General features: G+C 73.5%; 14 protein-coding genes. 9 read left to right on the forward strand and 5 right to left on the reverse strand.

Features of this window, described 5'->3' with window-relative positions:
• Positions 1 to 20 precede the first annotated feature (20 nt).
• From AB0Q90_RS12135 to AB0Q90_RS12160, 6 genes are read left to right on the forward strand one after another with little or no spacing between them, the layout of a single operon-like run.
• Entirely contained in the window at positions 21 to 1,193 is a 1,173-nt protein-coding gene (locus tag AB0Q90_RS12135) for a ThiF family adenylyltransferase (protein ID WP_363160595.1), read from the forward strand.
• A complete protein-coding gene (locus AB0Q90_RS12140) occupies positions 1,190 to 1,330 on the forward strand; it encodes a hypothetical protein (RefSeq protein ID WP_363160596.1) in 141 nt (46 codons plus the stop codon). The genes AB0Q90_RS12135 and AB0Q90_RS12140 overlap by 4 nt, the downstream gene beginning before the upstream one ends.
• The gene (locus AB0Q90_RS12145) at positions 1,327 to 2,544 is read left to right on the forward strand and encodes a site-2 protease family protein (RefSeq protein WP_363160597.1); all 1,218 of its coding nucleotides are present in this window, start codon (positions 1,327 to 1,329) and stop codon (positions 2,542 to 2,544) included. The genes AB0Q90_RS12140 and AB0Q90_RS12145 overlap by 4 nt, the downstream gene beginning before the upstream one ends.
• Positions 2,545 to 2,563: 19 nt before the next feature.
• Entirely contained in the window at positions 2,564 to 3,169 is a 606-nt protein-coding gene (locus tag AB0Q90_RS12150) for a DUF6879 family protein (RefSeq protein WP_363160598.1), read from the forward strand.
• Between the two features lie 17 nt (positions 3,170 to 3,186).
• Positions 3,187 to 3,828, forward strand: coding sequence for an alpha-ketoglutarate-dependent dioxygenase AlkB (locus tag AB0Q90_RS12155; RefSeq protein ID WP_363160599.1), 642 nt, complete (start codon positions 3,187 to 3,189; stop codon positions 3,826 to 3,828).
• A gap of 36 nt (positions 3,829 to 3,864) precedes the next feature.
• Positions 3,865 to 5,109, forward strand: a complete 1,245-nt coding sequence (locus AB0Q90_RS12160; protein WP_363160600.1) for an ROK family protein — start codon at positions 3,865 to 3,867, stop codon at positions 5,107 to 5,109.
• A gap of 7 nt (positions 5,110 to 5,116) precedes the next feature.
• On the opposite strand, the gene AB0Q90_RS12165 is transcribed toward AB0Q90_RS12160, so the two are convergent.
• Positions 5,117 to 5,965, reverse strand: a complete 849-nt coding sequence (locus AB0Q90_RS12165; RefSeq protein ID WP_363160601.1) for a helix-turn-helix transcriptional regulator — start codon at positions 5,963 to 5,965, stop codon at positions 5,117 to 5,119.
• 102 nt (positions 5,966 to 6,067) lie between these two features.
• Here AB0Q90_RS12165 and AB0Q90_RS12170 point away from each other — a divergent pair, with 102 nt between their 5' ends.
• A complete protein-coding gene (locus tag AB0Q90_RS12170) occupies positions 6,068 to 6,775 on the forward strand; it encodes an SDR family NAD(P)-dependent oxidoreductase (RefSeq protein WP_363160603.1) in 708 nt (235 codons plus the stop codon).
• Here the strand turns inward: AB0Q90_RS12170 and ilvY are convergent.
• The gene (ilvY, locus tag AB0Q90_RS12175; RefSeq protein ID WP_363160604.1) at positions 6,742 to 7,656 is read right to left on the reverse strand and encodes an HTH-type transcriptional activator IlvY; all 915 of its coding nucleotides are present in this window, start codon (positions 7,654 to 7,656) and stop codon (positions 6,742 to 6,744) included. The genes AB0Q90_RS12170 and ilvY overlap by 34 nt on opposite strands.
• A gap of 83 nt (positions 7,657 to 7,739) precedes the next feature.
• Here ilvY and AB0Q90_RS12180 point away from each other — a divergent pair, with 83 nt between their 5' ends.
• Entirely contained in the window at positions 7,740 to 9,212 is a 1,473-nt protein-coding gene (locus AB0Q90_RS12180; RefSeq protein ID WP_363160605.1) for a ketol-acid reductoisomerase, read from the forward strand.
• 120 nt (positions 9,213 to 9,332) lie between these two features.
• Positions 9,333 to 10,565, forward strand: a complete 1,233-nt coding sequence (locus tag AB0Q90_RS12185; protein WP_363160606.1) for a GNAT family N-acetyltransferase — start codon at positions 9,333 to 9,335, stop codon at positions 10,563 to 10,565.
• A 30-nt stretch (positions 10,566 to 10,595) separates the two neighbouring features.
• On the opposite strand, the gene AB0Q90_RS12190 is transcribed toward AB0Q90_RS12185, so the two are convergent.
• The 3 genes from AB0Q90_RS12190 to AB0Q90_RS12200 all read right to left on the reverse strand — a co-directional run bounded on the left by AB0Q90_RS12190 (position 10,596) and on the right by AB0Q90_RS12200 (position 13,142).
• Entirely contained in the window at positions 10,596 to 11,678 is a 1,083-nt protein-coding gene (locus AB0Q90_RS12190) for a DUF2332 domain-containing protein (RefSeq protein WP_363160607.1), read from the reverse strand.
• Positions 11,675 to 11,860: a DUF1272 domain-containing protein gene (locus AB0Q90_RS12195; protein WP_363160608.1), complete on the reverse strand. Its 186-nt coding sequence runs from the start codon at positions 11,858 to 11,860 to the stop codon at positions 11,675 to 11,677. Before AB0Q90_RS12195 ends, AB0Q90_RS12190 begins: the two co-directional genes overlap by 4 nt.
• Positions 11,861 to 12,056: 196 nt before the next feature.
• A complete protein-coding gene (locus tag AB0Q90_RS12200; RefSeq protein ID WP_363160609.1) occupies positions 12,057 to 13,142 on the reverse strand; it encodes a DUF5937 family protein in 1,086 nt (361 codons plus the stop codon).
• Positions 13,143 to 13,175 lie beyond the last annotated feature (33 nt).

The following is a 13,175-nucleotide window of genomic DNA, read 5'->3' on the forward strand; positions in this document are numbered from 1 at the left end:
GAGTAACGGGAGTTGATGAGGTGGGGGATCCTGCTGTCCGGGACCGGGGCGCGGTGCCGCTGCGCCGTCCCAGGGTCAAGCCCGAGCATCGTCCGTATCTGACCGTCGACGGCCATGTGCGTATCGGGAGCGTCATCCACGGCATCGGCGCCGAGATCGAGGACCCCGACGGCTGGGTCTGGGCCCTCGTCCAGGCACTGGACGGCACCCGCACCCCGACCCGGACCGCCGGGGAGATCGCCGCCGCGCACCCCGAGCTCACCGCCGCCGACGTCCTGCGGGCGATGGCCGATCTCGCCGAGGCCGGGTTCCTGGAGGACGCGGCCGCCACGGTGCCCGAGGCGTTCACCGAGCGCGAGACGGAACGCTACGGCCGCGGAGTCGCCCTGCTGCGCTGGATGGACCGCTCGCCCCGGGCGGACAGCTGGGAGCTGCAACTGAGGCTCGCGAAGGCCCGTGTGCTCCTGATCGGCCTGGGCGGCGCCGGAGGCATCGCCGCGCAGGGCCTCGTCGCCTCCGGAGTCGGCCGGCTGCACTGCGTGGATCCCGACGTGGTGGAACTGTCCAACCTCAACCGGCAGCTCCTCTACCGGGAGCAGGACATCGGCCGGCCGAAGGTCGACGCCGCGCTGGAATCGCTGCGGGCCCTGAACACCGACGTGGAAGTCACCGGCGCGCGCCAGGAGATCCGCGGCCCCGAGGATCTGGAGCGGCTCCTGCGACGGACGCCGGCACAGGAGCAGGACGCCGCCCACGACCTGCTCGTGCTGAGCGCGGACCGTCCGGCCGCCCTGCGCCGCTGGGCCAACCGGGCCTGCCTCGCCACCCGCACCCCCTGGGTCGAGGGCGGCTACCGGGGACCGCACATCACGGTCGGCGTCTACGTCCCGGGCCGCGGTGCCTGCTTCGAATGCCACCGGGACCAGGACGCCGCGGCCCGGGACCTGCGGCTCGCGCCGGGCCAGGACGAGGAGTCCGTGTCGCCACGGATGGAGTGGGGGCCGGTCAACGCCGCCACCGCCACCCTCTCCGCAGGGCTGCTCGTGCATGCCGCGATCAGCGCACTGACGGGGGTCCCGCCGGTCGAGCCGGGCTACCGGCACGGCATCAACCTGATGACACCGGGCGAGCCGGACCTGAACCGCTACCCCCGCCGGGACACGTGCCCGGCCTGCGCCGGACTCGCCCCGTGACCGGCACCGACCGGGCGACGGTCACGGTCGAGCTGGGCTACCGGCACGGCATCAACCTGATGACACCGGGCGAGCCGGACCTGAACCGCTACCCCCGCCGGGACACGTGCCCGGCCTGCGCCGGAGTCGCCCCGTGACCGGCACCGACCGGGCGACGGTCACGGTCGGGCCGGCCTCCCGGGTCCAGCTGCACGGCCTGACCTGGCGGGAGGACGGCGCCGAGTGGATCGTCGGCCGCCCGGAGTCGCGGACCTTCGTCGCGATGCCCGAGGCGGGCATCACGGCCATCCGGCTCCTCGACCAGGGCCTGAGCGTGGCGGAGGCCGAGAAACGCCTGCTGGCCGAGACCGGCGAGGAACTCGACCTGGCCGAGTTCGTCCACGACCTCATGGACCTGGGCTTCGTGGCCCGGGCGGAAGGCCGCCCGGTGGAGTCGGGCCCGGTACGGCCGCCCACGCTGCCGCGGCTGCGGCCGGAACACGTCCGCTTCCTGCTGAGCCCGCTGCTGCCGCTGCTCCCGGCCGTCCTGGTCGCCGGCGCGCTGGTCGCGCTCGTCCTGCGCCCCGACCTCGTCCCCACGTACCGCAGCATGCTGTGGAGCGAGCGGGGCAGCGTGGTGATCGTCTCCGGCGCCGTGGTGGGGTGGTCCATCGTCCTGCTGCACGAGCTGGCGCACCTCGCCGTGGCCCGCGCGGCAGGCGTCCCCGGACGGATCGGGTTCGGCACCCGGCTGCAGTTCCTGGTCGCCCAGACCGACATCAGCGGCATCGAACTCGCACCCCGCAGACACCGGCTGACGGCCTACCTCGCCGGGATCGGCGTCAACCTCTGCGTGGGCGCCACGGCCTTCCTGCTCCTCACGGTCACAGCGCCCGGCTCGGCGCCACACCGGCTGCTCGCGGCGACGGTCCTGTGGGCGGTGCTGCCGCTCACCTTCCAGCTGATGATGTTCATGCGCACGGACGTGTACTTCGTCCTCCAGGACCTCACCGGCTGCCGTGACCTGTACGGCGACGGCCGCGCCTACGCCCGCCACCTGGCCGCGCGCCTGCTGCGCCGGCACACCGGCGCCGCCGACCCGAGCCTGGCGCTGCCGCCGACCGAGCGGCGCGCGGTGCGGATCTACAGTCTGATCCTGGTCGTCGGCACCACGCTGTGCCTGGCCGCACTGGCCGCCTACACCGTCCCGGCCGAACTCCGCCTGGTCGCCACCGCCGTAGGAGACCTGCGCACGGCACCCACCGGCCTCGACCTCGCCGACGCCCTGCTGACCCTTGCCTCACTCGCCACGGTCCACGCACTGTGGTTCACCACCCGCTGGCGCAACCGCCAGTCCCGCCGCCGAAGCTGAACCGGAAGGTGTTCGACGTATGACAGACCTGTTCCCCGGCGACGCGGGGACGCGCCTCGACCAGGACGCCTACATCGCCGACTTCGACCGGAGGTTCTGGCACATCGGCGACGAGGGCTTCTGGAAGCTGGAACGGATGCAGAGCTACGACGAGGGCGACTTCCCGAGCTGGCAGGCGCTGCGCAGGGGTGAGTGGGAGGAGTCCCTGCGGCTGATCGAGGGCTTGCGCCCCGAGTTCCAGGAGTACTACGGCAAGATCGACGCCGCGGGGTTCGTGCTGCACCGGGTCCGTGTCGTGGAGCGGCCGCTCGTGCCGTACATCCAGTGGGAGCTGAACCTCCTGCGGCTCAAGCGCGCCTACGGGGAGCGGGTCTCGGTGCTCGACGCCGAGGAGGCCGCGCGTCACGAGGAGCGGGACCGGCTGCCGGAACTGTGCGTCCTGGGCGACGAGGCGGTGTACGTCCTCGACTACAGCCCGTCCGGCGTGCCGAACGGCGCGGTCCGCCACACCGACGCGGCCACCGTGACCCGGGCCCGCGATCTGGTCCGCCGCCTGCACTCGGCCGGTGAGGACCTGGAGACCTACTTCCCCCGCGAGGTCGCGGGCCTGCCCGTTCCCCGGTAGTCGGGCAGCATGGCCCCATGGCCGCCGAGCTGTTCCCCAGAACCCGTACCGAGTTCGCGCCGGGCGCCGTCCATGTGCCGGACTGGCTCGACGCGGAACGGCAGCGCAAGCTGGTGGAGGCCTGTCGGCAGTGGGCACGCCCGCCCGCCGGACTGCGTACGGTCCGCACCCCCGGCGGCGGCACCATGACCGCCCGCCAGGTCTGCCTCGGCTGGCACTGGTACCCGTACGCCTACGCCCGCACCGTCGTCGACGGCGACGGCGCCCCGGTCAAGCCGTTCCCCGACTGGCTGGGGGAGCTGGGCCGGCGCGCGGTGCGCGACGCGCTGGGGACGACGACACCGCCGTACGACATCGCACTGATCAACTTCTACGACGGCGACGCCCGCATGGGCATGCACCGCGACAGCGACGAGAAGTCGGACGCGCCGGTGGTGTCGCTGAGCCTGGGCGACACCTGTGTCTTCCGGTTCGGCAACAGCGAGACCCGCACCCGCCCCTGGACCGATGTCGAGCTGCGCAGCGGCGACCTGTTCGTGTTCGGCGGACCGTCCAGACTCGCCTACCACGGGGTGCCCCGGGTGCATCCGGGCACCGCCCCGCCCGAGTTGCGGCTCACCGGGCGGCTGAACATCACGCTCCGGGTGAGCGGCCTGTAGACCGGTCCACCAGCGGATCATGGGAGACTCGCCCACATGAGCGGCAAGGCTGACCCCCGGCCGGCGGGGGAAGGGACCACCTCAAGGACGCGGTTGGACCGGGGACGTGGTGCGCTCGGGCCCGCGTTGGAGCTCGTGCACACCGGCCGTGCCCCGACGCGGGCCGTGCTGACGGCCGAGCTCGGCGTGACCCGGGCCACGGCCGGCGCGGTCGCCGCCGAGCTGGAGGCGCTCGGGCTGATCCGGGTCGACGCCCGGCCCGGCGCGGCGGCCGGATCCCAGGGCCGGCCCTCGCACCGGCTGTCGGTCGCCGAGGACGGACCCGTCGTCCTCGCCGCCCAGGTGCACTCCGACGGATTCCGGGCGGCGCTGGTCGGCCTCGGCGGGCGGATCGTCGCCACCGCGCCGGGCTGCGAGACCATCGACGCCGACCCGGCGAAGGTCCTCGGCTCCGTCGTGGAAGCCGGTGCCGAACTGCTGCGCAGCACCGGGCGGCGCTGCGTCGGCGCCGGGCTCGCCGTCCCGTCCGCGGTCGCCGAACCCGACGGGCTGGCCCTGAACCCCCTGCACCTGGCGTGGCCGGTGGGCGCGCCCGTCCGCCGCATCTTCGCCGAGTGCGTGCGCGCGGCCGGGATCACCGGACCGGCGTTCGCCGCCAACGACGTCAACCTCGCCGCGCTCGCCGAGCACCGGCACGGCGCCGGACGCGGCGCGCGGGACCTGCTGTGCGTGGCCACCGGGCACCGGGGCGTGGGCGGCGCGCTGGTACTGGACGGCCGTCTGCACACCGGCAGTTCGGGCCTGGCCCTGGAGGTCGGCCACCTCACCGTCAACCCCGAGGGCCGCCCCTGCCACTGCGGCAGCCGCGGCTGCCTCGACGTCGAGGCCGACCCGCTGGCCCTGCTCACCTCCGCGGGCCGCGAGCCCGGCCCGGAGGTCTCCCTGCTCCAGCAGGCCAACGACCTCGTCCGCAACCACTACGCCGACCCGGGCGTGCGCCATGCGGCCGAGGCCTTGATCGACCGCCTGGGCCTGGGCCTGGCCGGTCTGGTCAACATCCTCAACCCCGACCGGATCATCCTCGGCGGACTGCACCGCACCCTCCTGGACGCCGACCCGGAGCGGCTGCGCGCCGTCGTCGCGGACCGCAGCCTGTGGGGGCAGAGCGGCGGCGTGCCCATCCTGGCCTGCACCCTGGACCACAACAGCCTGGTCGGAGCGGCGGAACTGGCATGGCAGCCGGTGCTGGACGATCCGCTGGGGGCGCTGGGCGGGGGATGACGACCCGCTAGGGGCTCTGGTCGACGAGAGACTGCGTGCCCAGGACGCCGAGCAGCGCGAGCCGTTCGGCGTCCCGTGTGCCCGGCTCGGCCGTGTAGACCATGATCCGCAGGTCGCTGCCCATCACGGTGAGGATGTCGCAGTCCAGGGTCAGCGGGCCCACCTGCGGATGCTCGATCGTCTTGTGCCCGCCCGGGTTCGTCCCCACCACGCCCGTGTCCCACAGCTCGGCGAAGCGCTCGCTCTTCGCCCGCAACTCCGCGATCAGGAGCCGCAGTTGCCGGTCCGCCGGATAGCGGGCCGCGGTCGTGCGCAGATCGGCCACCAGGGCTGCCCGGAACTCCCGCCGCTCCTTTGGGGTTTGCCGGGCCCGGCTGCCCGGACCGAGGAAGTTGCGCCACACACCGTTGCGTTCGAAGCCCCGCCACCCCGACGGATCGCCCATCAGCGCCGCGTACATCGGGTTGGCCATCAGCAGCGTCCAGGCCGCGTCGTACACCGCGACGGGAGTCCCGGCGAGCCGGTCCAGCAGCCGCTGCACGCTGGGTGTGAGATACGCGGGCACGGTCTCGGGCCCCGGCGGCACCAGTCCGGCCAGCCGGAACAGATACGCGCGCTCGTCGCCCGACAGCCGCAGTGCCCGGGCCAGCGCCTCCACGACCTGCGCCGACGGGTTGACCGCCCGGCCCTGTTCGAGGCGGGTGACGTAGTCGACGGAGATCCCGGCCAGCAGGGCCAGCTCCTCGCGGCGCAGCCCGGCCGCCCGCCGCTGCCCGCCCGCGGGCAGTCCGGCCGCACCGGGCGAGGCACGGTCGCGCCAGCGCCGCAGCGCCTGCCCGAGCTCCGTTGCCGTCATGCCCCCAGTGAACACGGTCCGCCGGGCCGCTGCCTGGTACCCGCAGTCCCAGGAAGCACAGGCTGCTGGCTGCCCGCGCCGCCGCGCCGCAGCCTTGAGGACATGACGACCACACTCATCACCGGAGCCAACAAGGGCCTGGGCCACGAGACCGCCCGCCGCCTCCTCGCCGCGGGCCACACCGTCTACGTCGGCAGCCGCGACGAGGAACGCGGACGCCGGGCCGCCGAGCAACTGGGCGCACGGTTCGTCCGCATCGACGTCACCGACGACACGTCCGTGACGGCGGCCGCCAGGACGATCGAGGCCGAGGGCGGACTGGACGTACTGATCAACAACGCGGGCATCGAGGGCCGGGCCGAGAACAACAGCGTCCTCGGCCCCGCGGACACCACGGCCGCCGACCTGCGGACCGTGTTCGAGACGAACGTCTACGGCGTCGTCCGCGTCACCCACGCCTTCCTGCCGCTGCTCCAGCGGTCCGCCGCCCCCGTCGTGGTGAACGTCAGCAGCGGCCTCGCCTCCCTCGCCGGACTGTCCGACCCGGCCTCGCCGGCGCACTTCTACCCGGGCCTCGCCTATCCGGCCTCGAAGACGGCCGTCAACATGCTCACCGTCCAGTACGCGAAGGCGTTCCCGCGGATGCGGATCAACGCCGTCGAGCCCGGCTTCACCGCGACCGACCTCAACGGCCGCACCGGCACCCAGACCGTCGAGGAAGGCGCCGAGATCATCGTCCGCATGGCGCAGGTGGGGACGGAGGGGCTGACCGGCGGCTACTTCTCGGCGGACGGCGCGCTGCCCTGGTAGCCCGTGAGGCGCTCGTGGCCGGTGACGCGCTGGTGGTCCGTGAGGCTCCACAGGGCCGCCACCAGCGGGCGGCGCAGATCCGCCCGCCGGACGCACAACCCGATCGGGAACGGCTCCGGCGGCGGATCCACCGGGAGCACCGACAACCGGTCCCGGACGGCGCTGTGCTCCAGCACGAGCCGGGGCACCACACCGGTGCCGCAGCCCAGGGCCACCAGGGTCAGCAGCCCCTCGTGCCCGTCCGGCTCGCACGCCAGCTCGGGCACGGTGCCACGGCCGCGGAACCACCGATCAGCGGCCTCCCGGACCAGCCCCCGGTGCGGCAGCACGAACGGGCCGTCCAGTCCGGGATCCATCCGGTCCCGGGCCGTGACGAACGCCAGCTCCGTCACCGCGACCGTCCGGCTCACCAACGGCTCCGGCAACCGCGCCGGGATCCCCGCGACGGCCACGTCGACCTCGCCCTCGTCCAGCCGCGCCAGCGCCGCCGCCGCGTCGCCGGTGCGTAGATCCAGCCGTACCTGCGGATGGGCGGCGCGGAACGGCGCCAACAGGTCCGGCAGCAGCGCCTGGCAGGCCGTCACGGTGGCGAACACGGCCAGTCGGCCGGTGAGTTCGGCCGGATCGGGATGCTCCTCGCGGTAGGCGCGCCACAACTCCAGTGCCTGCACGGCGTATTCACGGAAGCGATGCCCCTCGGCCGTCAGTGACACCCCGCGCGGCCCGCGGTCGAACAGCCGATGGCCCAGATCCGCCTCCAGTCGCTGCACGGTTCGGGTCAGGGTCGCCGGACTGACATGGCAGTCGAGACTGGTCCGCCCGAAGTTCAGGGACTGCGCGAGATGGAGGAAGAGCCGCAGCTCCCGGTGATCGTCCCGCATGACCTGCACCTTTCGCCAGCTGCAACAGTGCGCTGCGAAAGTTGCGCTTGCTGCAATGCTCGTGCGGAGCCTACAACTCACCCATGACCTCGACCACGGTGTACACCTCCCGCGTCTTCCCGCTCGAAACCATGGACGTGCCCGGCGGCACGGAGACCGTCCTGCGCGGCGGCCGGCACCTCTTCCCGCTGCTGCCGAAGGCCTTCGCCGGCGTGCACCGGATCGGCGTGCTCGGCTGGGGCCCGCAGGGCCGCGCCCAGGCCCGCAACCTCCGTGACTCCCTCGCCGGCACCGGCATCCGGGTGGCCGTCGGACTGCGCCCCGGCTCACCGTCGGCCGCCGACGCCCGCGCCCACGGCTTCACGGAGGACGACGGCACGCTCGGCGACTGGCTGACCGTGGCGGCCGAGAGCGACCTCGTCATCCTGCTGATCGCCGACGCCGCGCTCGCCGCCCACCACCGCGAGATCTTCGCGGCCCTCAAGCCCGGCGCCGCGATCGGCCTCTCGCACGGCTTCCTGCTCGGCCATCTCCGGGAGACCGGCGGCGACTTCCCCGCCGGGCACCCGGTGATCGCGGTGTGCCCCAAGGGCATGGGCGACTCGGTGCGGCGCCTGTACGAGCAGGGTGCCGAGATCAACGGCGCCGGAATCAACAGCAGTTTCGCCGCACACGCCGACCCCGACGGCCGGGCCGTCGACCTCGCCCTCGGCTGGTCGGTCGCGCTCGGCTCGCCGTACACCTTCCGCACCACCCTCGACAGCGAGTACCGCTCCGACATCGTCGGCGAGCGCGCCATCCTGCTCGGCGCCGTCCATGGCATCGTGGAGAGCCTGTTCACGCGGTACCGGCTCGCAGGCGACGACGAGGTGACGGCGTACGAGAAGTCCTGCGAGAACATCACCGGCCCCATCGCCCGCACCATCTCGCGCGCCGGCCTGCGCGCGGTCCGCGAAGGCCTCGACCCGGCCGGGCGCGAGATCTTCGACCGCGCGTACACGGCCACGTACGAGCCCGCCCGGGAGATCATCGCCGAGATCTACGACGAGGTCGCCGACGGCACCGAGCTGCGCAGCGTGATCCTGGCCGAACGCCGCCTGGGCAGCCGCCCGATGAGCGGGATCGGCGGTGCCCCGATGTGGTCCGTCGGCGACCGGGTCCGCGCCCGGCGCTCCGAACGCGCCCTGCCCGTCGAGCCGTTCACCGCCGGTGTCTTCGTCGCCACGATGACGGCACAGATCGACGAGTTCGCCGAGCGCGGCCACCCCTGGTCGGAGATCGTCAACGAGTCGGTCATCGAGGCCGTCGACTCCCTGCTGCCGTACATGCACGCACGCGACGTGGCCCACATGGTCGACAACTGCTCCCGCACGGCCCGCCTCGGCGCCCGCCGCTGGGGCCCGCGCTTCCAGTCCGCCTACGAGCAGATCGCCTACCCCGCCTCCGAACTCCCCGCGGACAAAGCTCTGTTGGCGTCCTTCGACACCCACCCCGCACACACTGCCCTGGCCGCGGCGGCGAAGCTGAGGCCGTCCGTGGACATCTCCGTGGCCTAGGGCTGGGCGACCGGCTGCGGCCCGGGCCGTAATTCGTTTGACCGGGCAACGGGTCGACGCTGCACTGTGGCCGGACACCACGTCGCGTGGTGCCGGTATCCCGAGGAGGCAGCGCCGGCCATGGAGATCCGTCCCACGACCGAAGAGGATCTCGACGTCTTCGTCGACACGGTCCATGCCGCGTTCGGGCGCTTCCCGGAAACCCCGGTCGAGGGCGGCGGGCTGTGGTGGTCGGCGCTCGAAATGGACCGCGGCCTGCTCGCCCTGACGGCGGACGGGCGGCCCGTCGGCACCGCCGCCGCGCACTCCTTCGAGCTCACCCTGCCCGGTGAAACCCTCGTCCCGGCCGCCGGGGTGACCGCCGTCGGCGTCCTGCCCTCGCACCGGCGCCAGGGCGTGCTCAGCGCGATGATGCGGCATCAGCTCGCCGAGCTGCGGGCCCGCGGGGAGTTCCTCTCCGTACTGCTGTGCACCGAGGCCTCGATCTACGGCAGGTTCGGCTACGGACCGGCGACCTACACCCAGCGGCTGACGGTGCAGCGCCACCGGGCCGCCCTCACGCCTCCCCGGGCGCGCGAAACGGCCGACGCACCGGCAACCGGCCCGGACAACGGCTCGGTCGAGGTGCTGCGGCGCGCCGAGTGCGGCGAGCTCCTGGAAGAGATCTACGACCGGTATCGCCGCGCCCAGCCCGGCGCGCTGTCCCGGCCCCACCGCTGGTGGGCCCTGCGCGCGGGACAGCCCCCGATCTCGCCCGCACCGCGCTACATCGCCGTCCACCGCGACGCCGACGGCGTCCCGGACGGGTACGCCAGCTACTCGATGGGCGAGGGCCAGACCTTGAAGGTCGACGAGACCATCGCCACCGACGGCGCCGCCTTCACGGCCCTGGCCCGGTTCGTGCTCGGACACGACCTGGCCACCAAGGTCGTGTTCGAGCACGTCCCGCCCCGGCACCCGCTGCGCTGGCAGCTCGCGGACTTCCGGGCCGGCGAGGTGGGCGACGAGACGGACTGGCTCTGGGTGCGGCTGCTGGACGTCCCGCGCGCGCTGACCGCGCGCGGCTGGTTCGCCGACGGCGAGCTCGTCCTCGATGTCGAGGACCCGTTCCTCGGCGAGCACGGCCGCTACCTGTTGACCGTCCGGGACAGCAAGGCCGACTGCGTCCCCACGGACCGCGAGCCCGACCTGTCCCTGGACGTGCGCGACCTGGGCTCGGTCTACCTCGGCGGCACCACCCCGAGCACGCTCGTGCGCGCCGGACACATCAGGGCCCACCACCCGGACGCGGCCGCCCTCGCTGACGCTCTCTTCCGCACCGAGCGCTCCCCGCACTGCCTGCACTGGTTCTGACCGCGCAGGCTCCCACGCCCTGCCGGTGGACTAGGAGCCGGCCAGCCACGCAAGCAAACGCCCCCGCGACCAGCAGCGGCCAACGGCCTCGGCGTGCACGGTGACCCCGTCGAGCACCGTGACGCCGAGGATGCTGTGGCCGGAGGCTCGGCGGTCGCCGAGCGTCGGCACCGTCGGCGCGACGCCGACCCCCTCCGCCGACACCCACGCCACCGCCCGGTCGGCCGCCGCTTCGCCGAGGCGGTGCAGGAAGCGCAGCCGGCCCTCGGGAGAGAGCCGCGACAGCGCCCATGTCGTGGTGACGACAGGCAGGGCGTCGGCGGGCACCCGGGCGAAGGCGTCGGGCAGCACGTCGACGACGTCACCCTGCAACAGCAGGGGAGGGGCCGTCGCCGCCAACGCCATCTCCGCTTCGAGCCTCGCGATCCGCTCCCGCTGCTCCGGCCACAGACAGGCGCGCAGCCATCGGGCGTCATCGGCGTCGGTCACGTCGAACGGAGCGACGTCGACACCGATCCGTGCGACGACCTCGGGCATCGCCCGCACCGGGACGGGCCGTTCACCCACGATCGAAGCCGTCAGCTGCACGGGAGAGGACGGGTCGCCCAGCAACTGCCCATTGCTGTACGTGATACCGACGCGATCGACAGTGAGATTGAGCCCGGCCGAACAGCCCACGTCGATCAACCCGACCGTATCCGCGCCCACCCGGCGCGCCGCCTCCGCGACGGCCGGATACAGCACGGCGCAGCGTCCGGTCTCGTCGGCCCGCGGCGGCCGGCGCGCGGCCACGGCCACGACCGAGTCGGTCATGCGCAGCAGCGTGTCGATCGCCGCACCGGCGGCGGCGTCGCCGTCCGCGGCGGCATAGGCCGCGGCAAGCTCCGGGGCGCGTCCGGCCAGGGCGAGGTCGTGCAGCGCGGCGAGGATCACGGTGGGGTGCCGCCTGCGCGCCGGCGCCGCCTCTACGGCACGCAGCGCCTCCCCGGACTCACTCAGGGCGAGGGCGACACGCGCGTACAACGGTGACGTCTCGGCGGCATCGGTCTCGCCGAAGTCGCGGTACACCTGAGCGAGCGTGCGGGCCCCGCGTGCGATCGTTACTCCCCTCACGCCTGCACCGTGCGCCGGGGCCTGGGGACCAGCTCCCCGCCGCAGTTGGGGCAGACATCGTTCATGGCGTCGCTGCACGGCACGCAGAAGGTGCACTCGTAGGAGCAGATGCGGGCCGGTGCGTCCATCGGCAGCGTAGCCGTCTCGCAGCGCTCGCAGCGGTCGCGCATCTCCAGTGCCATGTCCTCGTCTCTCCTCGAACTCGGGTGCCGTGACCTGTCGTTCTCCATCCTCCGTGCGCCCGGCCCGGCCGAAACCGTGCGGGCGGGACAAAGATCAGCAAGATCGGGCCACGGCACGTTCCGTCGGACCGGAGCCGCTCAGCTCGGTTCCGGCAGACCGCATCCCCCCAGCTCCGTTCCGGCAGACCGCATCCCCTCAGCGCAGCACGGCCGCCAGCAGATCGGTGCCCAGCGCCGTCAGGCCGGGCAGATTGAGGGTGTAGCGGACGTAACGGCCGTGCCGCCGCGTTGTGAGCAAGCCCGCGCGGCGCAGGACAGCGAGGTGGCGGGAGACCTCCGGGGGCGAGAGTTCCCAGGCGTGGGCCAGCTCACGGGTGGTGTGCGGGCCGCGGGCCAGGGTGCGCAGCAGCCGCAGCCGTACCGGATGCGCGAGGGCCTCCAGCCGCAGCGTGACCGTCTCCAGCGACACCGGTTCCGACGGACCCGGTTCGGCCACGGGGTACTGCACCACCGGCTGCCACCCGGATGTGTGGACCGCGACCAGGTGCGGGCGGCCGAAGACACTCGGGATGAAGGTGACCCCGGAGCCGCGGGCGGAGGCCGCCTTGTCCTGCAGCTTGTCCACGATGATGAAGTCGCCGTCCGGCGCCAGTTCGACCGCCCCGGAGACCGAGGCGAGCGCCGCCGCGATGCCCTGGCGCTTCAACAGGTCGTTCTTCAGCCGCAGATCGGCGGCGAGCTCCCCGGCGACACCCGCCCAGGCGGCGTCGAAGAAGGCCTCGGCGCACTGTTCGAGGGTGTCGCGCACCCGCGCCCGGACCGCGGCCGGGTCGGCGAGCAGCCGTTCCGCGAAGGCCTCTTGCCGCGCGCCGCGGGCCTGGGCCAGGTCCAGCGCCCACTCGCGCGCGGTCGAGTCCGTCAACGGCGACGGCGCGGCGAAGCGGACCCGGTTGCTGCCGCACGAGGTGACGAGCGCGGCGGTCACGTACCGCTCGTCGTCGATCCGGTCCACGTCGTCCAACTCCTCGGCGAGGGTCTGCCGGGGCCTGCCGGGGATCAGGAAGTCGGCCTGCGAGGAACGCCAGAGGAAATCCGCCTCCCGCAACCGCTCGGCCAGCTCCGGCCGCAGCCCGGCCCAGACGTCCCCGGCCCACCCGGCGAGCTGCGGATGATGCCCGGGCTCGGCCAGCACGTGCAGCATCGCGGTCAGCTCGGCCAGCGGCGAGGCGGCGAACCGCAGTTGCCCGGACGGCAGACCGCTGATGTCGATCCTCAACGTCATCCCGTCATGATCACCCACCCGACGGCCGCCCCA

The sequence above is a fragment of the Streptomyces sp. NPDC079141 genome, assembly GCF_040686775.1.
GTDB lineage: Bacteria > Actinomycetota > Actinomycetes > Streptomycetales > Streptomycetaceae > Streptomyces.